The sequence below is a fragment of the Nocardioides bruguierae genome (genome assembly GCF_023656415.1).
Classification (GTDB): Bacteria; Actinomycetota; Actinomycetes; order Propionibacteriales; family Nocardioidaceae; genus Nocardioides; species Nocardioides bruguierae.
Genome location: NZ_JAMOIL010000032.1, coordinates 1 through 22,532 on the forward strand (window position 1 = coordinate 1; position 22,532 = coordinate 22,532).

Consider the following 22,532-nt stretch of genomic DNA (forward strand, 5'->3'; position numbering starts at 1 on the left):
CTTCAACGACCACAAGCAGTGGCGAGGGATCGCCACCCGCTACGACAAGCTGGCTGTCGTCTACCGAGGCGGCGTCGTGCTCCGCACCATCACCATCTGGCTACGCGAATAACCAGACACTCCCTAGTTGTCCCAGTAGAACTGGTAGGGGTACACCGCGACGAAGCGCTCCCCGTCGCTGGTGGCGTAGTGGACGTTGATGGCGTTGTTCTTGCTCTCCTCCTCCCCGTCGACCTCGTCGGCGGGGGTGGGCCCGATCCGGAACGCGAGGACGGCGCCGGCCGGGTCGGAGCTCGGAGCGTCGTCGGTGCCCGTGCCCCCGTCGGTGCCCGGCAGGCAGTAGTCGGCGGCGTCGGGCCACCTGTCGAACCGCGGCGTGGGGCGGGTCATCGACTTGCGGATGTCGGCCGGGGCCAGACGGACGCCGTCCACGGTCAGCGGTGAGGCGCCCTGCTCGGTGACGAACTCGACGGAGAGGATCGCGACCGGCTCTGCACCCCGGTTGGTCACCGGGATGATCGCCACCTGCTCCAGAGGATGACCCGGCTGGGTGCGCATCCCCACGCCCAGGACCCGACTGCCTTTGTCCTGGAGCGGCCCGCCCTGCTGCTCGTCACCGGCCGGCTCGGTGAACGGCGCGCAGCTGGTCGCGTCGAACCTCTGCTCCCACACAGTCGGAGCCCGGCTCGTCCCGGTCGCCTCGGGGGCCGGACTCCCGGCGTCGCAGCCGGCGAGGGCGAGGGCGCAGGTGGCGACGAGGGCGGAGACCTTCCTCGCCCTGGCCCGGTGCGCGTGGGTGCGCTGCATGTGGGTCCTCCCGAGAAGTCCCCGTCACCCTTTCCGTCAGGACCGGCCTGAAACCTGGGTCCTCGACGGTGTGGTCGAGCCGGTCACCGGACGACGACCTGCGACGTTCTGGCACCGCAACCGGATCTCCCCCTGCATACTGCGGTCCGACCTGCCCCCTCCTCGACAAGGATCCTCCCGATGCCTGGCCCGCGCCGCAGCCGCCTCCGTCGCTCTCTCACCGTCCTCGTCTCCGTGGCCATGTCGACGGGCCTCCTGCTCACGACGGCGCCCGCCACGCAGGCGCGCACCACGACACCGGTCACCATCAAGGACGCGAACAACGACGTCCAGGGGGCTCGCAACGCCACGCAGAAGGACCTCGCCGACGTGCGGCGCATCCGGTACGACCTGTCGTCCAAGGGCGACCTGGTGGTCACGACCACGTTCGACGCGGTCGCCGGCACGAGGAGCCGCTACAGCCAACGACTCGGGCTGATGCTCACCACCGACGAGTCCTGGGGGACCCTGCACGTCGACGCAGCCGCCGGCACGGCCAAGCGAGCCGGGATCTTCAAGGGCTGCCGCGTCGCGACCTCCCTGTCCAAGAAGAACCTCAGCGTGACGATCCGGGTGCGCAAGGCGGCCTCCTGCCTGGGCGCCGACGTCGTCGACGGTCAGGGGCTCGGAGTCATCGTCCGCAAGGGCACGAGCAAGCGGAAGGCCACCGACACGGTGGTCGGACCGACCTCGCTCGCGCTGACCTGATCCTGCGCCGGGGTCTCCGGGGCACGGCGCGGGCACGGGCGGCCGTACGATCACGTCCGTGTCCGCCACCCTCGTCGCCAAGGACCCCGCCGGTGGCCACGACCACCGCACGCTCTTCGAGGCGCTCGACCTGACCCTCGCCCCGGGTGACGTGGTGGGCGTCGTGGGCGCGAACGGCGCGGGCAAGTCGACGCTGCTGCGGCTGCTGGCGGGCGTCGACCGGCCCCTGGCCGGCACGGTCAGCACGGCGCCGTCCGACGCCTTCGTCGGCTGGCTGCCGCAGGAGTACGAGCGGGTGCCCGGTGAGACCGTGGCCGGCTACGTCGCCCGCCGCACGGGCGCGGCCGCCGCCACGGTCGCGATGGAGGAGACCGCGAACGCGCTGGGCAGCGGGGACGACGGCGCGGAGGACGCCTACGCGGTGGCGTTCGACCACTGGATGGCCACGGGCGCGGCCGACCTCGACGACCGGATCGGCCCCGTGCTGGCCGACCTCGGGCTCGACGTCGGCGCCGACGCACTGATGACGTCGCTCTCCGGCGGCCAGGCCGCCCGGGCCGCGCTCGCGGCCCTGCTGCTGAGCCGGTTCGACGTCGTCCTGCTCGACGAGCCGACCAACGACCTCGACCTCGGCGGGTTGGAGCGGCTCGAGACCTTCGTGCAGGGCCTGCGCACCGGCGTCGTCCTCGTCTCCCACGACCGCGAGTTCCTGGCCCGCGTCGTGACCCGGGTCGTGGAGCTGGACCTGCCGCAGCACGAGGTGCGGGTCTACGACGGCGGGTACGACTCGTTCCTCGAGGAGCGCGCCGTCATCAAGCGGCACGCGCGCGAGGCCTACGAGGAGTTCGCCGAGAAGAAGGCGGACCTGGTCTCCCGCTCGCGCACCATGCGCGAGTGGAGCAGCCAGGGCGTGCGCAACGCGATGAAGAAGTCGCCCGACAACGACAAGATCCGCCGCCGCGCGCAGGTGGACTCGAGCGAGAAGCAGGCCCAGAAGGTCCGGCAGATGGAGTCCCGCATCGCGCGCCTGGACGAGGTCGCTGAGCCGCGCAAGGAGTGGCAGCTGCAGTTCTCCATCGCCGCCGCACCCCGCTCGTCCTCGGTCGTCGCCACGCTCAACGAGGCAGTCGTTCGGCACGGCGACTTCACCCTCGGGCCGGCCTCGCTCCAGGTGGACGCCGGCGAACGGGTCGGCATCACCGGGCCCAACGGTGCCGGCAAGACCACCCTCCTGCGGCTCCTGCTGGGCCGCGAGGTCCCGGCGTCCGGCACCGCGTCGCTCGGTGCCTCCGTGGCGATCGGCGAGGTCGACCAGGCTCGCACCGGGCTGCCCGACGACGAGTCGCTCGGCCGCGCCGTCGAGCTCGCGCTGCCCGACCTCTCCCCCGCCGAGTGCCGGACCCTGCTGGCCAAGTTCGGCCTCAAGGCCGACCACGTCGCCAGCCTGGTGGGGCGCCTCTCCCCCGGCGAGCGCACCCGCGCCGCCCTCGCGCTGCTCCAGGCCCGCGGCGTGAACCTGCTGGTGCTCGACGAGCCCACCAACCACCTCGACCTGCCGGCGATCGAGCAGCTCGAGGGAGCGCTGGCCTCCTACGAGGGCGCGCTGCTGCTCGTCTCCCACGACCGCCGGCTCCTCGACTCCGTGCGGCTCGACCGACGCCTGCGCGTCGAGGACGGCCGGGTCCGGGAGGTCTGAGGGGCCTCGCGGCTATACCCCGGATGGGGCTGTCGGGCCCGGCGGGGCGTCCGCGAGGGTCGGAGGGTGGCGGACTGTCCGCACCACCCGGCTGATCGGTCCGCGCCCACGTGGCTCTGGGCCCTCGGACTGCTGCTCGTGATCGGCCTGCTGTCGCTGGCGATCAACGGGCCCGCCGACACCGCCCCTTCGGCCTCGGCCTCCAGCGGGGTCGGCTGCGGCACCCTCGTGCTCCCCGGGGACGGCGGCGTCGCGACCGTCAGCGAGCGCACCGGCGGCGTCAGCTGCGAGGCGGCGCTGCGGCGAGCGGCGGCCTACTACGCGGACGCGCCCACGCAGGGCCAGGGCAGCGGGGGCTACGTCCGGCACGGCGCGTGGGTGTGCGGCAGCGCCACCCGCGCCGTGACCGACGAGACCGGCCGGCTCGGCACCTGCCAGACGCTGACGGGCCGGCGCGCGTTCCGGATGCGGCTGGTGGACGTGCCCGAGGAGCCCACGGCAGCGGGGTGACGCGGGCGCCCGTCGCGTCCGCTCAGGACTTGTTGTCGCGGGACGCCAGGTCGTCCAGCGCCGCGCGGGCCCCACGTTCTCCGGCCCGCTCCTGGTCGTTCGTGCGCGAGCGGCGGCGTGCGCGCAGCACCAGGTAGGGCAGGAACAGGGTGGCCACCGCGGTGGCGGCCCACACGATCACCATGGCGGCCAGCCAGGTGCCGATGCCGCCGTCGATGGTCAGGCCGCTGGTGAGCAGGGACGTGACGATCAGGGCGAGCAGCGTCGAGATCAGCCCGGCCCCGCCGAGCAGCACCTCGGCGTTGCGCTCGGCCACCCGGCTCACGAACGGGCTGAGCAGGGCCTGGGCGACCGAGAACACGGCCACGGCCAGCAGGAAGCCCTGCACGTCCAGGGTCATGTCGTCGAGCACCATCGTCGCGACGACGAGGCCGATCGCGGAGGACCCCACGAACACGGCCAGGCGGATGAGCAGTCGGATCATGGTGCGGCCTCCTCGCGCCTCGTCCGCGGACCGACCGCGGCACCTCGACGCTAGGCCCGCGGCACGCCCCGCGGCAGGGTCGCGGCCCGATCTCACCCGCCCCGGGTGAGCGGGCGCAGGATCATCGCGGAGCGCGGGACGTACCTGGTGCGTCCCGCGCTCCGCGATGACGAGCAGGCTCAGGCGCGCGGGGCCTTGGTGGTGACCGGGTGCCAGGGGTCGGCGACCTTGGCGGCGGCGGCCGGGCCCCAGGTGCCACGACGGTAGAGCTCGGGCTCCTTGCCGGCGGCGAGCAGGCCGTCCACGATCCGCCACTCCTCGGCGATCGTGTCGGGGCGGGCGAAGCGGTGCTTGCGGCCGTCCATGGCGTCGTCGAGCAGACGCTCGTAGGCCTCCTGGCGGTGGCCCAGCGCGCGGTCGAAGTCGACGCCGAGCGCGACGGGCTGGCTGACGGCCTTCGCGCCGGGCGCCTTGGCCTGCAGCGTCACCGAGACGCCGTCGTCGTGGCCGAGGCGGAAGTGCAGGCGGTTGGCCTCGGGCCGCTCCGCGGACTTGGACGCGAACAGCAGCCGCGGCGGGCGGCGCAGCTCGACCACGGCCTCGGTGGCGGCCCCGGCCAGCGCCTTGCCGGCGCGCACGTGGAACGGCACCCCGGCCCAGCGGAAGGAGTCGATCCACAGCGTGGTGGCCATGAAGGTCTCGGTGATGGAGCCGGGAGCGACACCGTCCTCCTCGCCGTAGCCCTCGTACTGGCCCATCACCGTGTCGTCGGGGTCGATCGGGCGGACCTGGCGCAGCAGCCGCACCTCCTCGTCCCGGTAGGCGTCGGCGTCGTCCGCGATCGGCGGCTCCATGCCCAGCAGCGCCACGATCTGCAGCAGGTGGTTCTGCACGACGTCGCGCACGGCACCGACGCCGTCGTAGAAGCCGGCCCGGCCCTCGGTGTCGAGCGACTCGGCCAGCGTCACCTGCACCGACTTCACGTAGTGCCGGTTCCACAGCGGCTCGAAGAGGGTGTTGGCGAAGCGGAAGACCAGCAGCCCCTCAACCGACTCCTTGCCCAGGTAGTGGTCGATGCGGAAGATGTTCTGCTCGTCCACGTAGCGGGTCAGCGCGGTGTTCAGCTCCGCGGCCGAGGCGGCGTCGCGGCCGAACGGCTTCTCGACGACCACGCGGCCGCGGTCGGCCAGGCCGACGGCGTTGAGCCCGGCGACCACGCTCTCGAAGACCACGGGCGGGACGGCGAGGTGGAACAGCGGCCGCGCGGTGTCGGCGAGCATCGCGGCCAGCGCCTCGTACGTCGCGGTCTCGGTGTACTCGCCGGCCAGCATCCGCAGCCGGCCGAGCAGCCGCGCCAGCGCCGCCTCGTCCACCTGCGTGGCGGCGTCGCGCACGGCGCCCTCGGCCCGTGCCCGCAGGCGCTCGTCGTCCCACGCCGAGCGCGCCAGCCCGATGACCGGGCCGTCGAGCCTCCCGGCCCGCTCGAGGTTGTAGAGCGCGGGGAGCAGCTTCTTGTAGGCGAGGTCGCCAGAGACGCCGAAGAGGACGACGGCGTCGGACCGGGAGTCGGGGGAGGTGCTGTCTGCGGTCAGGCTGGTCACGGCTCCATCCTCTCCGACGCGGGGAGGCGGCCCGTCCCGGGTCCGGCCGTCGGGCGGCTCAGGAGACCTGGACCACCGCCTTCATGCACTGCGGGTCGGAGTCGGCGTCGAGGGCCGCCTCGACCTCCTCCAGCGGGTACCGGTGGGTCACCAGCGCGTCCAGCTCGACCATCCCGGCCTGCGCGAGCGCGATGCCCCGCGGCCAGGTGTCGACGTAGCGGAAGACGCCGGTGAGGCTGATCTCCATGGCGGCCAGGTAGGCGGTGGGCAGCGCCGCCTCGTCCGCACCCATGCCCACCAGCACCACCGAGCCACCGGGGCGCACCGCGCGCAGGCCCTGGAGCAGCGCGGGCGTCGCCCCCGAGCACTCGACGAACGAGTCGGCCTCCAGCGCGGCGACGGCGTCGGCGTCCTCGACGGGGTGCAGGGCCCGGGTCGCGCCCAGGGAGGTGATGCGCTCGCGACGGGACGCGACGAGGTCGGTGACCACCACGTCGGCGGCACCGGCGGCGCGGGCGGCCTGGGCGACCATCGCGCCGATCGGCCCGGCGCCGGCGACCAGCACCTGGTCGCCAGGGCCGATGGCGGCCTTGTGGATCGACCAGAGGCCGACCGAGAGCGGCTCGAGCAGCGCCGCGGCCTCGTCGGTCATCGTCCCCGGCACCGGGTGGGCGAAGTCGGCGGGCGCGGTGACGTAGTCGGCGAACGCGCCGTCCACCGGCGGGGTGGCGTAGAAGCGCATCTCGCGGCACAGGTTGAAGCGGCCGCTCAGGCAGTGGCGGCAGCGGCGGCACGGCACCTGGGGGTCGATGGCCACCCGCTCCCCCACCCGCGTCTCCGGCACGCCGGAACCCACGTCGACCACGGTGCCGCTGACCTCGTGGCCGAGCACCAGCGGGGCGTCGACGACGGCGTCCCCGATGCGTCCGTGCCGGTAGTAGTGCACGTCGGAGCCGCACACCCCGACCGAGGCCACCCGCACCAGCACCTCGCCCGGGCCGGCGACGGGCACCGGCCGCTCCTGCATCTCGATCACGCCCTGCTCCAGCAGGACGCTGGCGCGCATGGTGGCGGGCACGGAGGGGTCGGGCATGACGGGCTCCTGTACGGCACGGCGTGGGTGGCGGACGCCCCTGATTCTGCACCGCCGGAGCGACAGGTGTCGCCGGACCTGCCCGGCCACGACGGGGACCAACGTCCCGACCGGCGGCTCGCGCGCCTCCGGCTCGTCCGTCCTGCTCAGCCCGAGCCCTGCCGGGCCGAACAGGACCTCGGCAGCCCGTCGGCAGCCACGTCCTGCTCACCGTCCCACCGCCCGCCCGCGCTGCCGCGCTCGTCACCCGAGGTGCTCATGGCCACCTGGTCCGTCTCCCCCACCACCCTCGACACCCCCGCCGCCGTCGCGGACCGTCCGCGCACGGGGCTCCGCCTCGCCGACCTGGGGCTGCGCACCAAGCTGCTCAGCGCCGTCGGCGCCCTGGCGGTCGTCGCCGTCGCCGTCGGCGTGCTCGGCATCGTGAACCTCGGCACCGCCGCTGCCACCACCCAGGTGATGTACGAGGAGAACGTCCAGGCGGGCATCTACACCGCCAAGGCGATCACCGACGTCGAGGAGATCGCGATCGCGCTGCGCGACTCCGCCCTCCAGCCCGATCGCGAGCGCACCCAGGCGTCCCTGGACGAGATCGACGCCCGCTACGCCGCCTTCGGCGAGGCCGCCGCCTCCCTGCAGGCCCTCGGGCTGGGCAGCCAGGTCGACGACCAGCTGAACGCCGCCGCCGACTCCCTCGCCCTGGGCATGGACTACAACGAGGAGGTGCTGGCCCCCCTGGCGCTGGACAACCAGTACGACGCCTGGGTCGCCGCGGCCGACACGTCCAAGAACCCGCACTTCGCCGAGGCCCGCAACCTGCTCCAGGAGCTGACCTCGATCGTCGCCGTCGACGCGGAGACCGCCGCGGACGAAGCCGCCGCCACCACCGCCAGGATGCGCTGGGTCACCATCATCTCGCTGGTCGCCGGCATCGCGGTCGCGCTCGTCATCACCGGCCTGGTGCTGCGACGCGTGCTCGCCGACGTCGCCGCCGTCCGCACCGTCGCCGACGCGCTGGCCGCCGGCGACCTCACCACCACCTCGGACCTGAGCAGCCGCGACGAGATCGGCTCCATGTCCGCCGCCCTGGACGACGCCAGCCGCCGCCTGCGGGGCCTCATGCAGACCGTCTCGGAGTCCTCGGGGGCCCTGGCCGTCTCCTCCGAGGAGCTCTCCGCCTCGTCCACCCAGATCGCGGCGGGCGCCGAGGAGACCTCGGTGCAGGCCAACGTGGTGAGCCAGGCCGCCGACGACATCTCCCGCAACGTCTCCACCGTCTCCGCCGGCGCCGAGGAGATGGGCGCCTCCATCAAGGAGATCGCCTCCTCGGCCACCGAGGCCGCCCGGGTCGCCGCCCGCGCCGTCGAGATGGTCGAGAGCACCAACGCCACCATCGCCAAGCTCGGCGTCTCCAGCCAGGAGATCGGCGAGGTCATCAAGACCATCTCCTCCATCGCCGAGCAGACCAACCTGCTCGCCCTCAACGCCACCATCGAGGCCGCGCGCGCCGGCGCCGCCGGCAAGGGCTTCGCCGTGGTCGCCAGCGAGGTCAAGGAGCTGGCCCAGGAGACCGCACGGGCCACCGAGGACATCGTCGGCCGCGTCCAGGCCATCCAGGGCGACACCGACGGCGCCGTCTCCGCGATCGGCGAGATCTCCCAGATCATCGGCTCGATCAACGAGTACCAGATGACGATCGCCTCGGCCGTCGAGCAGCAGTCGGCCACCACCAACGAGATGATGCGCAACGTCTCCGAGGCCTCGGTCGGCTCGAGCCAGATCGCCGACAACATCCAGGGCGTCTCGGCCGCCGCCGGCTCCACCACGGAGGCGCTGAGCCAGAGCCAGGCCGCCGTCAACGAGGTCGCGCGGATGGCCACCGACCTGCGCAGCGCCGTCAGCAACTTCCGCGTCTGACGCTCGCTCCCGCACGCACACGACCGCCGGGTCGGCCCGAGGTTCGGGTCGACCCGGCGGTCGTGGTGGGTGCGGCCCTGCCGCGGCCCCGGCCCGGGGCAGGGATCGGGCCAGGGATCGGGCCAGGGATCGGGTCAGGGCCGGCGGATGCCCTCCAGCTCGTGCGCGAGCGTGTCGAGCTCGGCGCCGCCGGCCATGGCCGCGACCAGCTCGTCGAGGGTGACCTGCTCCCGCGTCCAGTCCTGGGTCATCCGCCCGCGGTTGAGCAGGAAGAAGTGGTCCCCGACCAGGAACGCGTGGTGCGGGTTGTGCGTGATCAGCACGACCGCGATGCCCCGCTCGCGGGCCTGCGCCACGTACTTGAGCACCACGCCGGACTGCTTCACGCCGAGCGCCGAGGTCGGCTCGTCGAGGATGAGCACCTTGGCGCCGAAGTAGACCGCGCGCGCGATGGCGACGGCCTGCCGCTCCCCGCCCGAGAGGGTGCCCACGGGCTGGTCGACGTCACGCACGTCGATGCCCATCGCGGCCAGCTCGGTGCGGGCGACCTCCTTGGCTCGGGCCACGTCGATGCGGCGCCACGGGCCCCAGCCCTTGCGCGGCTCGGAGCCGAGGAAGAAGTTGCGCCACACCGACATCAGCGGCACGGTCGCCAGGTCCTGGTAGACCGTCGCGATGCCGGCGGCCAGCGCGTCGCGCGGACTGCCGAACGTCACGGGCTCACCGGCGACCCGGTACGTGCCGGAGGTGGGCGGGTGGACGCCGGCCAGCGTCTTGATCAGCGTCGACTTGCCGGCCCCGTTGTCGCCGAGGACGCAGGTGACCTCGCCGGCGCGCACGCGCAGCGAGACGTCGCGCAGGGCGATCACGTTGCCGAACGTGCGGCCGACCCCGTCCAGCTCGACGGCGGCGGGCTCGGGCGTGGTGGGCTCGGGCGTGCCGGACTCGGTGGCGCTCACTTCGTCCCCCCTGCCACCCGGCGGGAGATGAGGGTGTTGACCATGACGGCGAGGAACAGGATGAGGCCGAGGAACAGGAAGCTCCAGTCGGTGTTCCAGCCGGCGTAGGCGATGCCGATGAAGGCCATCCCGATGATCGAGGCGCCGATCGAGGCGCCGACCGCCGAGCCGAAGCCGCCGGTCAGCAGGCAGCCGCCGACCACCGCGGCGATGATGAACGTGAACTCCTCGCCGACGCCCTGGCCGGCCTGCACCGACTCCAGCCGCAGCGCCGTGGTGACGCCCACGAAGGCCGCGGCCATCGAGGTGCCCATGAAGAGGGTGATCTTGGTGGAGGTGACGGGCACGCCGACGTTGCGGGCGGCCACCTGGTCACCGCCCACGGCCTGCACCCACGACCCGAACCGGACCCGGGTGAGGACCCACGTGGCGAGCACCGTGAACAGCAGCCACCAGACCAGCGACATGCGGAACTGGTAGCCGCCGCCGAACGTGCCGGCGAAGACGGCCGAGGCCGAGTCGAACCCGGTCGCCTGCCCCAGGCCGGAGACGCGCACGGTGCCGGTCACGAGCTTGGTGAGGCCCAGGTTGATGCCCTGGAGCGAGAAGAACATCGCCAACGTGACGATGAACGAGGGCAGCCGCGTGGTGACCACGAGCCACCCGTTGAGCGCCCCGACGCCCGCCGCGAACACGAAGGTCAGGACGATGGCCGGCCAGATCGAGAGGTTGACCTGGGTGACGAGCATGCCCATCACCAGGCCGGTGGAGCCGACCATGACGCCCGCGGAGAGGTCGAACTCGCCACCGATCATGAGCAGCGCGACGAACACCGCGACGATCCCGATGCTGGCGGCCGAGTCCGTCCAGCGGGCCACGCCGGACAGCGACAGGAACGACCCGGTCGTGTCGACCGCGGTGAACAGCACGAGGACGGCCAGGGCGCCCAGCAGCGCCCCGAGCTCGGGGCGACGGGCGAGGCGGTCGAGCACGCCGCGCGAGGCGACGCGTTCGTCGAGGGCGGGCTCCGGTGCCGTCGGCGCGCCAGGGGCGGCGCTCATCAGCGCGTGCCCTCGTCGGCCAGGTCGGCGACCTCGGCGGCATTGTCCTGCGTCACGAAGCCGGGGCCGGTGAGGATCGGCTGGCCGCCGCCGATGGTGTTGAGGTTGCGGTCGTAGAGGGCCAGCGCGACGACCGGCAGGTAGCCCTGCAGGTACTGCTGCTGGTCGACGGCGAACAGGATGTCGCCGTCCTCGATCGCGGTGACCACGTCGGAGGAGAGGTCGAAGGTGGCCAGCAGCGCGTCCGAGCCGGCGGTGTCACGGGCCTCGAGGGCGGCGACCGCGATGTCGGGGTCGAGCGCGAGGACGGCGTCCACGTCACCGTCCGCCTGGAGCTTGGCGGCGATCTGCGCGGAGGTCTGCGTGGGGTCGGACTTGCCGGCGACCTGGAAGTCCTCGACCTCGCCGGTGAAGCCCTCGGCGGCGCCGTCGCAGCGGTCCTGCAGGCCGGTGTTGCTCTGCTCGTGGATCACGCACAGCACCTTGGTGGCGCCGGCCTCGGCGAGCTGCTCGCCGGCGCCCTCGCCGGCGATCTTCTCGTCCTGGCCGACGTGGGTGATCGCGCCCAGCTCGTCGAACGCGCCCGAGCCGGAGTTGAGGGTGATGACCGGGATGCCGGCGTCCACCGCGTCGGCGACCGCCGAGCGGATCGCGTCCGGGTTCGGGGCGGAGACGGCGATGCCGTCGACCCCGGCCGTCACGGCCGCCTCGATGAGCTGCGCCTGCTGCTCCGGGTCGTCGTCGGACTCCTGGTAGTTCAGGGTCACGCCCTCCGCCGAGGCGGCGGCCTCCGCGCCGGTCTTCACGACCGACCAGAAGGACCCGCCGTCCCCGTGGGTGATGACGGCGATCGTCAGGTCGTCGTCGGCGGTGGCCGAGCCGACGGGCTGGCTGTTGCAGGCGGCGAGCGCGGGGACCAGGGCCAGGGTGGCCAGGGCCGCGACTGCCCTCGTGCGAACGTTCATCGGTGCTGCTCCTCGTCCGGTGCCCGCGCGCGTCGGCACGGGCCGTGTGCCTGTCGCGACCACGCGCCGGAGGCCTGGCCCGCGTGGTCGCGGACGTCGGCAGAGGGGGGTCGCCGGGCCTCATCTTCCACGGCCGGACGCCGGCGGGCGACTCGGGTCGCCCCGCCGGCGTCCTCGCAGGTGAGACGTGTCGCACGGAAGCACGTGCCACGCGTGCGGGCGTCCATGACACGCGTCGGTCGGACGTGCACGGCGTGAAAGTTGCTGCCGACTCACCGCCGAGTCGGCAGCACGTTGCTGCCGACTCGGCGGGGAGGTCAGCGGGAGGACGTGGCCGGCAGCGCGGCGAGGATGTCGGAGACCCGCTCCTTGGCGTCGCCGAAGAGCATGTCGGCGTTCTCCCGGAAGAAGAGCGGGTTCTGGACGCCGGCGTAGCCGACGGCCATCGACCGCTTGAAGACGATCACCCGGCCGGCCTCCCAGACCCGCAGGACGGGCATGCCGGCGATCGGCGAGCCCGGGTCCTCCGCGGCGGCGGGGTTGACGGTGTCGTTCGCGCCGATGACCAGCACCACGTCGGTGGAGGCGAGGTCGTCGTTGACCTCGTCCATCTCCAGGACGACGTCGTAGGGCACCTTGGCCTCGGCGAGCAGCACGTTCATGTGCCCGGGCAGCCGCCCCGCGACCGGGTGGATGCCGAAGCGGACGTCGACACCGCGCTCGCGCAGCGCCCGGGTCAGCTCGGCCACCGGGTACTGGGCCTGCGCCACGGCCATGCCGTAGCCGGGCGTGATGACCACGCTGGAGGCCTCGCTGAGCAGCTCGGCCACGTCCGCGGCCGAGACCTCGGTGTGCTCCCCCTCGACCGCGGCGCTGGTCGAGGCGACCGCGCCGAAGCCGCCGAGGATGACCGAGACGAACGACCGGTTCATCGCGGTGCACATCAGGTAGGAGAGGTAGGCACCCGAGGAGCCGACCAGCGCGCCGGTGACGATGAGCAGGTCGTTCTCCAGCAGGAAGCCGGAGGCGGCCGCGGCCCAGCCGGAGTAGCTGTTGAGCATCGAGACGACGACCGGCATGTCGCCGCCGCCGATCGAGGCGACCAGGTGCCAGCCGAGCGCGAGCGCCACGACGGTGGCGATCACCAGCGGGGCCAGCGCGGGCGCGACGGTGAACCAGATCGTGCAGGCGACGAGCACGGCCAGCGCGGTCGCGTTGAGCACGTGCTTGCCGGGCAGCACCAGCGGGGAGGACCTGATCCGTGCCGAGAGCTTGAGGAACGCGACGATCGAGCCGGTGAAGGTGACGGCGCCGATGAAGACGCCGATCACCACCTCGGCGTGATGGATGCCGAGCAGGCCCTCGGCGTCGAGCAGCCGGGTCTCGGCGCCCTCGGGATCGGCCTCGACGAGCAGGTAGCCGTTCCAGCCGACGGCGACGGCCGCGAGCCCGACGAACGAGTGCAGCAGCGCGATGAGCTCCGGCATGCCGGTCATCTCGACCACGCGGGCACGCCACAGGCCGATGCTCGCACCGACGGCCACGGCGACGAGGACGCCGACCAGCCAGCCGGGCCGGGTGGCGAGGCCGTCGGTGTCGGGGTTGATCGCCAGCGCGAGCGTGGCGACCAGCGCCAGCGCTATGCCGGCCATGCCGAAGCCGTTGCCGCGGCGGGCGGTCTCGTGCTTGGACAGGCCCGAGAGCGCCAGCACGAAGAGCAGGGCGGCCACCACGTAGGCGGCGAGGGCGAGCGAGGTGAGCGTCATCGGTGGCTCCCCTTCTGCGAGGCGGGAGCGTCCGAGCGGGTGAACATGGCGAGCATGCGCCGGGTCACCGCGAACCCGCCGAACACGTTGATCGAGGCGAGCAGGACGGCGACGAGCGCGACCGCGCCCACGAGGCCCGGCGTGCTGTCGCCGGGGTGCCCCACCTGGAGCAGCGCGCCCACGACGATGATCCCGCTGATCGCGTTGGTGACGCTCATGAGCGGGGTGTGCAGCGCGTGGTGCACGTGCCCGATCACGTAGAACCCGACGACCACCGCGAGCGCGAACACCGTGAGGTGCGGGAGCAGCGCGGCCGGTGCGGCGGCCAGCACGAGCAGCAGGACGAGGCCCGCCACCGCGATCCCCGCGACCCGTCGTCGCGGGTCGGCCGGCGCCTTCTCCGGGGCGGGCTCGACCGGTGCCGGGGCGGCCGGCGCGGCCGCGGGTGCCGCCGAGACCTGCACGGGCGGCGGCGGCCAGGTGACCGCGCCGTCCTGGGTGACGGTGACCGCGCGCTGCACCACGTCCTCGTGGTCGAGCGCCAGCGCGCCGTCCTTGCCCGGCGTGAGCAGCGTCAGCAGGTTGACCAGGTTGGTGGCGTAGAGCCGGCTGGCCTGCTGCGGCAGGCGTGCCGGCAGGTCGGTGTAGCCGAGCAGCACGACGCCGTTCTCGGTCACGACCCGCTCCCCGGGGCGCGAGCCCTCCACGTTGCCGCCGCCGTCGGTCGCGGTGCCGGCGGCCATGTCGACGACGACCGACCCAGGGGCCATCGTCGCGAGCATCTCGGCGGTGATCAGGCGGGGCGCGGGGCGTCCCGGGATCAGCGCGGTGGTGACGACGACGTCGACGCCGGGCAGCGTGTCGGCGTACAGCGCGGCGGCGCGGGCGTTGTAGTCGTCCGACATCTCCTTGGCGTAGCCGTCGGAGGAGACCTGCGCCGCCTGGTTGCTGGAGGGGTCGGGCACCGCGAGGTACTCCCCGCCCAGGGAGGCGACCTGGTCGGCCACCTCGGGGCGCGGGTCGGTGGCACGGACGACGGCGCCGAGCGAGCCGGCGGCACCGATCGCGGCGAGGCCGGCGACACCGGCGCCCGCGACGAGCACCTGGGCCGGCGGCACCTTGCCCGCGGCGGTGACCTGGCCGGTGAAGAACCGGCCGAACTCGTGCGCGGCCTCGATCACCGCGCGGTAGCCGGCGATGTTGGCCATCGAGGAGAGGACGTCCATCGACTGCGCGCGCGAGATGCGCGGCACCGCGTCCATCGACAGGGCCGTGACCCCGCGCCCTGCGAGGTCCGTCAGCAGGTCGGGCGAGAGGGCGGGGGCGAGCAGCCCGATCCAGGTCTGACCCTCACGCAACCCGTCCGCACGGCCGGCCTCCGGGGCACCGAGGGAGAGCACCACGTCGGCGGCCAGCGGGTCACCGACCTCGGCGCCGGCCTCGCGGTACGCGGCGTCGGCGAACCCGGCACGCGTGCCGGCGTCCGCCTCGACCACGACGCGGTAGCCGAGCCTGACCAGCGCCCGCACCGAGTCGGGGGTGGCCGCCACGCGCGGCTCGCCCTCCCGCTCGCGCACCACACCGATGAGCTGGCCCACGGCCACCTCCTCGGTGCTCCCACCGGCCTGCGGCGTTCCTGGCTCCAGCACGTCCTGCTCCGTCACGGCTCGACCTCCCCTGCTCGTGCCTGCCTCGGGGAGTCCTCCCCGTGGAGGCGCATCCTGATAGGGTTGTGACCCGCGTCGCTCGCGGACGCCCGCTTTTCGGACAACGAGGTCCGACTGGAGCGGTCGAGAGTCGTGCCCGAGCGGGCAACGGTGCCCGCTCGATCCACCTTCAGGACCGGACCGGCTCGACCCACGCGCCCGTGTCGGCCGAGGCGACCATCGCGTCGAGCACCTCCGCGGCGGCCAGCGCGTCGTCCAGCCCGGGGCCCTGCTGCTCCCCGCCGTCGAGGATCATCTGCGCGAGCCCGGCGCACTCCAGCACCTTGGTGTCGTCGTAGCCGGTGGCCATGCCCGAGACGGGCTGGATGCGGGCGAAGCCACCCGCGAACGGCCCGGCGATGAGCTGGGCGGAGGGCTGGTCGACGAACGCGTCGCCGGTCGAGAGCCGCAGCTCGCCGGGGCGGCGGAAGTCCCACGCCACCAGCCCCTGCGTGCCGTGCACCTCGATCGCGTACCGGTTCTGCTCCCCCACCGCGACGCGGCTGGCCTCCAGCGTCACGCGCACGTCGCCGACCCTCATCAGGGCGGTGAGCACGTCCTCGTTCTCGACCGGGCCCTTGTCGGCGTCCGGGGAGCCCAGGCCGTGGCCGTAGGTGGCGGCACCCGGGTCGAGCACCGGCCGCTGGTCGATCACGATCGAGGTCTCGGCCACGACGCGGTCGACGTCGCCGAGCGCGAAGCGGACGAGGTCGACGCCGTGCGAGGCGAGGTCACCGAGGACCCCGTGGCCGCCGGCGTCCAGCGCGTAGCGCCAGGTGAGGGTGCCGAGCGGATGGGCGGCGTAGTCGCTGAGCATCTGCACGTGCGCGTGCGTGGGCCGCCCGATGGCGCCCGAGCGGACGAGGTCGGCCAGGTGTGCCATCGCCGGCACCGCCCGGTAGTTGAACCCGACGGTGGCGCGGACGCCGGCGGCGACGACCGCGTCGCGCACGGCCCGGGCGTCGTCGGCGCCGAGCCCGACCGGCTTCTCGATCCACAGGTGCTTGCCGGCCTCGGCGACCGCCACCCCGAGCTCGCGGTGCAGCATGTTCGGCGCGGTCACCGAGACGACGTCGACGGCCGGGTCGGCGACCAGGTCGCGCCAGTCGGCGTAGGAGTGCGCGAAGCCGTGCTTGCGCACCGCGGTCGCGCGGGCGGCGTCGTTGCTGTCGGCCACCGCGACGAACCGCGGCTCGACGGGGACCTCGGGGAAGTGGTGCCGCAGCCGCGCCCAAGCCCGGGCGTGCACGTCGCCCAGCCAGCCGGCGCCGATGACGCCGATCCCGAGCACGCGGTCGTCGGTCTCGCTCATGAGGTCCCTCCCCGTCACTGGTGTTCCTGGCAGGCACCAGCCCGGGGTCCCACCGATGGAGCGGGGCGCGACCGACGCTGGCACGTGCCACGTGACGCTAGCCCGCCACGTCCACCCCCACCAGACCTCGCACCGTCAGCGCGTCCCTCAAATACCCATCAGGCACGCTGCCGCCATCTCCGGCGCCCCCGGGGCCGGCCCCGGCACGGTGGACGGTCGTCCTCAGGACCGCTGCGGCCCGGCCGATCCGAGACCACGGGGGCACCGGAGCCACCGTCGTCCCCCGGCGCCGGCACCCCGTCGGCGTGGATGCACCCACGACACCCCGCGAGACCTCGCGCCCCGGCGCGAAACCCTGGGCAGACCTTCGACGTCCGTGATTGACTACCGGGCGCCGGGGGGCGACGAGGAAGGACCGCCGTGACCCGCAGCGACCAGCCCACGAGACACCTGGTCTCGTTCCTGGGCATGGCCGTCTTCCACGCGGCCATGGTGCTCGCCGGCATCTACAGCGTCCCCGCGAACGGCACGCTCGCGGCCACCTCGCCGGCAGCCGGCGCCGCCCTGCTGTGGGTGCTCACCTGTCGCAACCGCACCTGCGCCCGTGTCGCGGTGGTGGCCAGCGGCCTCCTGACCGTGGCCGTCGTGACCCTCGCGGGGCTCGGGCTCGCTGCCGCCCTGCTCATCGCGGTCGCCGGCATCGTGCAGGTCGCCGTCGTCGCCGTGGTCGTCCTGCGCCCCGACCTCGAGCTCCCCTACCGCCGGACGAACCTCCCACGCGTCGTGGTGGCCATCGTGGCGGGCTCCCTGGCCGGCACCGCCGTCGCCGCGGCCGGACTGCCGCTGTCGGGCATCGACCTCTCCCCGCTGGAGCTGCTCGCGTGGTGGGGCCGCCAGGCCGTCGGCCTGGGCACCGTGGGCTTCGTGGGCGTCTTCCTGTGGTCCGAGCACCGGGCGGGACGCTCGGTCGCGCGCGAGGTGCTGGCCCTGCACCGCTCCCCCGTGACCGGGCGCCTGCAGCTGATCGGCGCCGCGTTCGTCAGCTACGGAGCGCTGGCGATCAACGAGGACGCCTTCGTCTTCCTCGCCCTGCCGCCGGCGATCTGGATCGCCTCGCGCTACTCGCCGGTGATCAGCGCGCTGCACGTGCTCGGCGTCTCCGGCCTGGCGATCGGGCTCACCGCCACCGGCCACTCGGCCCTGGCGGAGGAGACGAACACACCGGCCGCCACGGTGCTCAGCCTCCAGGTCTTCCTCCTGACGCTCCTGCTCACCGTGCTCACCACCGCGGTCCTCAGCGCCCAGCGCGCCACGCTGCTCCGCGAGCTGCGCGAGCGCGACCAGGAGCGCGCCGAGCGACTGGAGCTGTTCGGGCGCACCACGGCCGCGATGAGCGACGGCCTGGCCGTCTACGACGAGGACGGCACCCTCGTCCTCGCCAACGAGGTCGCCACGCTCACCCTCGCCACCACCGACCTGGGCACCTGCCCGGCCGAGGCGGGCGAGGTCCCGTGGCCCACCGACGGCCGCCGCTGCCTGCCCACGCGGATGCCGCTGGCCGAGGCCCTCGAGCTCGGCCGGGTCTCCGCCGACGTCACGGCCCACACCCGGGGTGAGCACCGCCAGGACGTCGTCTTCGCGGTGACCGCCGCCAGCCTGCGCGCCTCGGAGTCGTGGAGCGGACGACGCCGCGTGCTGGTCGTGTTCCGCGACGTCACCGACGAGCGTGCCCACCGCGAGGCGCTCACCGACTTCGCCGCCCGCGCCGCCCACGACCTCCGCAGCCCGGTGGCCGCGGCGCGCAGCTGGATCGGCTTCACCCAGCACCAGGTGCTCGCCGGCGACGAGCTGGACCGCGACGACATCGCCGAGTCCCTCCAGGGCACCGGCCAGGCGCTCGACCGCATGCTCGGGCTGGTCAGCGGGCTCCTCGACCAGGCGACCGCCACCGAGGGCCGCCTGCGCCGCACCGAGACCGACCTCGCCGAGCCCGACGGGCCCCTGCACCGCGCCCGCGCCCTGCAGGCCCCCGACGCCGTCCTCACCCTCGGCGACCTGCCGCACGTGGAGGCCGACCCCGAGCTGCTGGTCCAGCTCTTCGGCAACCTCCTCGGCAACGCGGTGAAGTACGCGCAGCCCGGTCACGTGGCGCGGGTGCACGTGGAGGGCCGGCACGACGGCGAGCGGGCGCAGCTGCGGGTCACCGACAACGGCCTCGGGGTGCCGGAGGACCAGCGGGACGTGGTGTTCGACCGCCTCTCGCGCGCCCACCGCGACCTCGGGGTGGCCGGCTCGGGGCTGGGCCTGTCCATCTGCCGCACCATCGTGGAACGGCACGGCGGCACGATCCGCTGCGAGGCGGCCGACCCCACCGCCGGCCTCACGGGCACCGGAGGCCCGGGCACCACGTTCGTGCTCGACCTGCCGGCGTCCGCCGACCGGGCGGTCTCCCCCGCGCCCGCGCCGCCCCGCGAGCCCGCCTCGGACACCACCCGGGTACGAGGGACCCTGGGATCAGGCCCGAGCACGACCTAGCGTCGACGTCATGACGATGATCTTCGTCCCGCTCATGGCGGGCCTGGGGGCGTGGGGCGCACTGCTCCTCGTCGGGGTCGTCTTCGCGGAGACGGGGATCGCGCCGGCGTTCTTCCTGCCCGGCGGGGCGATGCTGTTCGCTGGCGGTCTCTACGTGGCCAGCGGGGTCGTGCCGGTGCCGTTCGTGCCGCTGCTCGTGGTCACGGTGCTGGCCGCGGTCGCGGGAGACCAGGTCGGCTTCGCCCTCGGCCGCCGGGCCGGGCCCCACGTCTTCCGGCCTCGCGGGCGCATCTGGACGACGGCGCACGTCGAGCGAGCCCGCCTGCTGCTGGAGCGGCACGGCCACCACGCCGTGCTGCTCGCCCGCTTCGTGCCGGTCGCCCGGACCTTCGTGCCCATCGTGGCCGGGTCCCTGGGCATGCGACCGCGGCGGTTCGTGGCCTGGAACGTGGCCGGTGCCGTCGTCTGGGCCGGCGGCATCATGCTCGTCGGCTACTTCCTCGGCGGGGTGCCGTGGATCGCGGAGAACACCGCTCTGCTGACCGTGGGCCTGGTGGCGGTCTCGTTCGTCGTCGTGGCCGCGCACCTGCTCACCCGTCGGCTGCGCACGGGCCACTGGCGCGCGCCGGTCACCCTCGAGCCGGTGCCGGCCCGGAGCCACGGCCACGCGACCCTCGGGTGACCCGGCGCCCGCCGTCGCACATGACGATGGGCACGTGAGCAACCCCGCGACACCCCTGCCCGCCGAGACCGACGTCGTGGTGGTGGGCGCCGGCCTCTCCGGCCTGCGTGCCGCCCTCGAGCTGGAGGCCGCCGGCCGCGACGTCGTCGTGCTCGAGGGGGCGGACGCGGTGGGCGGCCGCGTCCGCACCACGCAGGTGGACGCGTTCCTCCTCGACCGGGGGTTCCAGCTGCTCAACCCCGCCTACCCCGCGGTGCGCCGGTGGGTCGACCTCGAGGCCCTGGCCCTCCAGCCGTTCGGCGCCGGTGTGGTCGCCGCGACCCCCGCCGGCCGGCAGCGGCTCGGCCACCCCTGGCACGCCCCCGGCCTGCTGCCCACCACGGCACGAGCCGCGCTCACGGGCCTCGTGCCCGGCCGCGCGGGCGCGCTGGGCGCGCCGCCCCTCGGCGCGCTCGCACGCTGGTGGGCGCCGACCCTGCCCCGCACCCTCACCGAGGCTCGCGAGCCGCTGCGCGCCCGGCTCGACGAGCGACCGGACGCCGCGCTGGCCGCGAGCCTGGACACCGCCGGCGTCACCGGGCCGTGGCGGCGCGTGCTGGAGCAGTTCCTCGCCGGCGTCCTGCTCGACCCGGACGGGGAGACCTCCGCCCACCTGGTGCGCCTGCTGGTCTCCTCCTTCCTGGCCGGCACGCCCGGCCTGCCCCGCGACGGCATGCAGGCGCTGCCCGAGCAGCTGGCCGCCGGGCTGCGCCGACCCGTCGCGCTGGGCACCCCGGCCGAGCGGGTGGAGGAGCAGGCCGCGGACGGCACCCGCACGGTGCGGACGCCGGCGGGGCCGGTGCGCGCGCGGCACGTGGTCGTCGCCGGGGGGCCCACGGCCGCCGCCGCTCTGGTCGGCCGGCCTGCGCCACCGGTGCGGGGCGTGGTCACGGCCTGGTGGGCGCTGCCCGAGCCCGACGTCCCCGCCACCCGCGCCGACCTGCTGCACGTCGACGCCCGGGAGCGACCGGAGGGTCCGCTGGTCAACGCGGCCCTCGTCTCGGGCGCGGCGCCCTCCTACGCCCCGGCGGGCAGCGGCCTGGTGGCCGGCTCCTCGCTGGACCTGGACGCCCCGGAGGCCGACCTGCGCCGCCACGCCGGCCGCCTGCTCGACGTCGACCCCGCCCGCCTGGTGCTGGTCGGGCGGGACCGGGTGCCCGAGGCCCTGCCGGCGCACCGCCCGCCCCTGGCGGCGGCCCGTGCGGTCGACGTCGCCCCCGGGCTGTGGTGGTGCGGCGACCACCGTGACACCCCCTCGCTCCAGGGCGCGCTGGTCAGCGGGCACCGGGCCGCGAGCGCGGTGCTGGCAGCCGAGGTCTAGGGATTTCCTCAGGTGCGTCTCAACCGGGACGGGAAGCATGGTTGACATGAGCAACCACCCTTCTCGTCCCACCACGACGGGCACCGTCCGCAACCTCCTCGAGACCGACGACGAGACTGCCGCCCGCCCCTCCGGCGCCGCCCTCGCCCTGGCGCTCGGCGCACTGTCCCGCGGGGGCCGCTGACCGGCTCTTCGCACCTCTCCAGCCGGCTCACACGCGGTTCCCAGGCAACGGCGGGAACGTCGGTCCATGAGCATCGGAACCGCCGCCCGCCCCGCCCGTCCCGCCGCCTTCCAGCCGCACGAGGCCCCCGTCGGGCTCGTCGACCTCGACCTCCTGGCCGCCGTCGCCGAGGACCTGGACGACGCCCACCCGGAGCGTCACGCCGGGGCGAGCCTGTGGGTGGTCCCCGACCTCGGGGCCGGCCTCGACCCGGCATCCGTGGCGCCCGCGCCCGCGCTCGCTGCCTGAGCCCGGCCACCCGGCGCGCCGGGGACCGGGGATAGTGGACCCGTGAGCAGCACGCAGGAGACCCGCACGCCCTGGGACGCGGCCTCGGTGGCCGAGGAGCTGCTGGCGCGTGAGCGCGAGCGGCGCGAGGGAGGCCGCCTCACCGACGAGCGGCCCGGCCTCGACCTGGACCTCGCCTACGCGGCCCAGGACGTCTACCTGGCCCGCCGGGTCGGCGCCGGCAAGCGGCTGGTCGGGGTAAAGCTGGGGCTGACCTCGGTGGCCAAGCAGCAGCGGATGGGCATCACGGCGCCGCTGACCGCGTGGCTGACCGACGCCATGGAGCTGGAGCCGGAGCAGCCCGTCGAGGTGTCCTCGCTGCTGCACCCGCGCGTCGAGCCCGAGATCGTCTTCGTCATGGGCGAGCGCCTCGCCGGCCCCGGCGTGACCACCCGGCAGGCCCTGGCCGCGGTGGAGCGCGTGCACGCCGGGCTGGAGGTCATCGACAGCCGGTACCGGGACTTCTCCTTCGCCCTGCCCGACGTCGTGGCCGACAACGCCTCCAGCTCCCGCTTCGTCGTCTCCCCGCTCTCCGTGGCCCCCGACGAGCTCGACCTCGTCCTGGAGGGCTGCACCCTGTCGGTCGACGGCGCCGTGGCCGCGACCGCCACCGGGGCCGCCGTCCAGGGCCACCCCGCCGCCGCCCTGGCGCTGGCCGCCAACGCGCTCGCCGAGCGCGGCCTCGCAATCGAGGCCGGACAGGTCGTGCTCACCGGTGGCCTCACCGACGCGGAGCACCTGCGCCCCGGGTCGGTGGTCACCGCCGAGTTCGCGACCCTGGGGAGGGTCGACCTGGCCGGGGTCTGAGCACCCCTCCCCC

At 74.3% G+C, this 22,532-nt stretch carries 20 protein-coding genes and 1 pseudogene; 11 read left to right on the forward strand and 10 right to left on the reverse strand.

Annotated elements, in window-relative coordinates:
• Positions 1-112 (forward strand): annotated as a pseudogene (locus M8330_RS22740) (IS5-like element ISMt1 family transposase); the annotation flags it as partial.
• Between the two features lie 11 nt (positions 113-123).
• Here M8330_RS22740 and M8330_RS18515 read toward each other — a convergent pair.
• Positions 124-807, reverse strand: a complete 684-nt coding sequence (locus tag M8330_RS18515) for a hypothetical protein (protein WP_250828524.1) — start codon at positions 805-807, stop codon at positions 124-126.
• A gap of 180 nt (positions 808-987) precedes the next feature.
• Here M8330_RS18515 and M8330_RS18520 point away from each other — a divergent pair, with 180 nt between their 5' ends.
• From M8330_RS18520 to M8330_RS18530, 3 genes are all read left to right on the forward strand, one after another.
• A complete protein-coding gene (locus tag M8330_RS18520) occupies positions 988-1,554 on the forward strand; it encodes a hypothetical protein (protein WP_250828525.1) in 567 nt (188 codons plus the stop codon).
• Positions 1,555-1,612: 58 nt separating this feature from the next.
• Positions 1,613-3,250, forward strand: a complete 1,638-nt coding sequence (locus M8330_RS18525; protein ID WP_250828526.1) for an ABC-F family ATP-binding cassette domain-containing protein — start codon at positions 1,613-1,615, stop codon at positions 3,248-3,250.
• A 66-nt stretch (positions 3,251-3,316) separates the two neighbouring features.
• On the forward strand, positions 3,317-3,760 hold the full coding sequence (locus M8330_RS18530; RefSeq protein ID WP_250828527.1) for a hypothetical protein: 444 nt from the start codon (positions 3,317-3,319) through the stop codon (positions 3,758-3,760).
• Positions 3,761-3,782: 22 nt separating this feature from the next.
• On the opposite strand, the gene M8330_RS18535 is transcribed toward M8330_RS18530, so the two are convergent.
• The 3 genes from M8330_RS18535 to M8330_RS18545 form a co-directional block, all read right to left on the reverse strand.
• Positions 3,783-4,244: a phage holin family protein gene (locus tag M8330_RS18535; protein ID WP_250056641.1), complete on the reverse strand. Its 462-nt coding sequence runs from the start codon at positions 4,242-4,244 to the stop codon at positions 3,783-3,785.
• Positions 4,245-4,423: 179 nt separating this feature from the next.
• Positions 4,424-5,845 (reverse strand): glucose-6-phosphate dehydrogenase, encoded by a 1,422-nt coding sequence (gene zwf / locus M8330_RS18540; RefSeq protein ID WP_250828528.1) that lies wholly within the window; start codon positions 5,843-5,845, stop codon positions 4,424-4,426.
• A 58-nt stretch (positions 5,846-5,903) separates the two neighbouring features.
• The gene (locus M8330_RS18545; RefSeq protein ID WP_250828529.1) at positions 5,904-6,938 is read right to left on the reverse strand and encodes an NAD(P)-dependent alcohol dehydrogenase; all 1,035 of its coding nucleotides are present in this window, start codon (positions 6,936-6,938) and stop codon (positions 5,904-5,906) included.
• A 258-nt stretch (positions 6,939-7,196) separates the two neighbouring features.
• Here M8330_RS18545 and M8330_RS18550 point away from each other — a divergent pair, with 258 nt between their 5' ends.
• On the forward strand, positions 7,197-8,855 hold the full coding sequence (locus M8330_RS18550) for a methyl-accepting chemotaxis protein (protein WP_250828530.1): 1,659 nt from the start codon (positions 7,197-7,199) through the stop codon (positions 8,853-8,855).
• A 134-nt stretch (positions 8,856-8,989) separates the two neighbouring features.
• Here the strand turns inward: M8330_RS18550 and M8330_RS18555 are convergent, their stop codons facing one another.
• The 6 genes from M8330_RS18555 to M8330_RS18580 form a co-directional block, all read right to left on the reverse strand.
• Positions 8,990-9,814: an ATP-binding cassette domain-containing protein gene (locus tag M8330_RS18555; RefSeq protein ID WP_250828531.1), complete on the reverse strand. Its 825-nt coding sequence runs from the start codon at positions 9,812-9,814 to the stop codon at positions 8,990-8,992.
• Positions 9,811-10,875: an ABC transporter permease gene (locus M8330_RS18560; protein ID WP_250828532.1), complete on the reverse strand. Its 1,065-nt coding sequence runs from the start codon at positions 10,873-10,875 to the stop codon at positions 9,811-9,813. The genes M8330_RS18555 and M8330_RS18560 overlap by 4 nt, the downstream gene beginning before the upstream one ends.
• Entirely contained in the window at positions 10,875-11,840 is a 966-nt protein-coding gene (locus tag M8330_RS18565) for a sugar ABC transporter substrate-binding protein (protein ID WP_250828533.1), read from the reverse strand. Before M8330_RS18565 ends, M8330_RS18560 begins: the two co-directional genes overlap by 1 nt.
• A gap of 317 nt (positions 11,841-12,157) precedes the next feature.
• The gene (pntB, locus tag M8330_RS18570; protein ID WP_250828534.1) at positions 12,158-13,606 is read right to left on the reverse strand and encodes a Re/Si-specific NAD(P)(+) transhydrogenase subunit beta; all 1,449 of its coding nucleotides are present in this window, start codon (positions 13,604-13,606) and stop codon (positions 12,158-12,160) included.
• Positions 13,603-15,204 carry a Re/Si-specific NAD(P)(+) transhydrogenase subunit alpha gene (locus tag M8330_RS18575; RefSeq protein WP_250828564.1) on the reverse strand — a complete coding sequence of 534 codons (1,602 nt, stop codon included), beginning with the start codon at positions 15,202-15,204 and terminating at the stop codon, positions 13,603-13,605. The genes pntB and M8330_RS18575 overlap by 4 nt, the downstream gene beginning before the upstream one ends.
• Positions 15,205-15,442: 238 nt before the next feature.
• Positions 15,443-16,624: a Gfo/Idh/MocA family protein gene (locus M8330_RS18580; protein WP_250828535.1), complete on the reverse strand. Its 1,182-nt coding sequence runs from the start codon at positions 16,622-16,624 to the stop codon at positions 15,443-15,445.
• Positions 16,625-17,044: 420 nt separating this feature from the next.
• Between M8330_RS18580 and M8330_RS22575 the strand changes: the two genes are divergently transcribed.
• The 6 genes from M8330_RS22575 (at position 17,045) to M8330_RS18610 (ending at position 22,519) form a co-directional block, all read left to right on the forward strand.
• Entirely contained in the window at positions 17,045-19,159 is a 2,115-nt protein-coding gene (locus M8330_RS22575; RefSeq protein ID WP_250828536.1) for a sensor histidine kinase, read from the forward strand.
• 10 nt (positions 19,160-19,169) lie between these two features.
• Positions 19,170-19,841 carry a DedA family protein gene (locus tag M8330_RS18590; RefSeq protein ID WP_250828537.1) on the forward strand — a complete coding sequence of 224 codons (672 nt, stop codon included), beginning with the start codon at positions 19,170-19,172 and terminating at the stop codon, positions 19,839-19,841.
• Between the two features lie 34 nt (positions 19,842-19,875).
• Positions 19,876-21,201 carry a flavin monoamine oxidase family protein gene (locus tag M8330_RS18595; RefSeq protein WP_250828538.1) on the forward strand — a complete coding sequence of 442 codons (1,326 nt, stop codon included), beginning with the start codon at positions 19,876-19,878 and terminating at the stop codon, positions 21,199-21,201.
• 46 nt (positions 21,202-21,247) lie between these two features.
• Positions 21,248-21,385, forward strand: coding sequence for a hypothetical protein (locus tag M8330_RS18600; protein WP_250056693.1), 138 nt, complete (start codon positions 21,248-21,250; stop codon positions 21,383-21,385).
• A 66-nt stretch (positions 21,386-21,451) separates the two neighbouring features.
• Positions 21,452-21,673 (forward strand): hypothetical protein, encoded by a 222-nt coding sequence (locus tag M8330_RS18605; RefSeq protein ID WP_250828539.1) that lies wholly within the window; start codon positions 21,452-21,454, stop codon positions 21,671-21,673.
• 42 nt (positions 21,674-21,715) lie between these two features.
• Positions 21,716-22,519, forward strand: a complete 804-nt coding sequence (locus M8330_RS18610) for a 2-keto-4-pentenoate hydratase (protein ID WP_250828540.1) — start codon at positions 21,716-21,718, stop codon at positions 22,517-22,519.
• The last annotated feature ends 13 nt before the right edge of the window (positions 22,520-22,532 follow it).

Bases quoted from the DNA above. Each gene is read 5' to 3' on its own strand.
- M8330_RS18515 (WP_250828524.1), bottom strand. From the start codon at position 807: ATGCAGCGCACCCACGCGCACCGGGCCAGGGCGAGGAAGGTCTCCGCC.
- M8330_RS18520 (WP_250828525.1), top strand. From the start codon at position 988: ATGCCTGGCCCGCGCCGCAGCCGCCTCCGTCGCTCTCTCACCGTCCTC.
- M8330_RS18535 (WP_250056641.1), bottom strand. From the start codon at position 4,244: ATGATCCGACTGCTCATCCGCCTGGCCGTGTTCGTGGGGTCCTCCGCG.
- M8330_RS18545 (WP_250828529.1), bottom strand. From the start codon at position 6,938: ATGCCCGACCCCTCCGTGCCCGCCACCATGCGCGCCAGCGTCCTGCTG.
- M8330_RS18550 (WP_250828530.1), top strand. From the start codon at position 7,197: ATGGCCACCTGGTCCGTCTCCCCCACCACCCTCGACACCCCCGCCGCC.
- M8330_RS18560 (WP_250828532.1), bottom strand. From the start codon at position 10,875: ATGAGCGCCGCCCCTGGCGCGCCGACGGCACCGGAGCCCGCCCTCGAC.
- M8330_RS18565 (WP_250828533.1), bottom strand. From the start codon at position 11,840: ATGAACGTTCGCACGAGGGCAGTCGCGGCCCTGGCCACCCTGGCCCTG.
- pntB (WP_250828534.1), bottom strand. From the start codon at position 13,606: ATGACGCTCACCTCGCTCGCCCTCGCCGCCTACGTGGTGGCCGCCCTG.
- M8330_RS18580 (WP_250828535.1), bottom strand. From the start codon at position 16,624: ATGAGCGAGACCGACGACCGCGTGCTCGGGATCGGCGTCATCGGCGCC.
- M8330_RS18590 (WP_250828537.1), top strand. From the start codon at position 19,170: ATGACGATGATCTTCGTCCCGCTCATGGCGGGCCTGGGGGCGTGGGGC.
- M8330_RS18600 (WP_250056693.1), top strand. From the start codon at position 21,248: ATGAGCAACCACCCTTCTCGTCCCACCACGACGGGCACCGTCCGCAAC.
- M8330_RS18605 (WP_250828539.1), top strand. From the start codon at position 21,452: ATGAGCATCGGAACCGCCGCCCGCCCCGCCCGTCCCGCCGCCTTCCAG.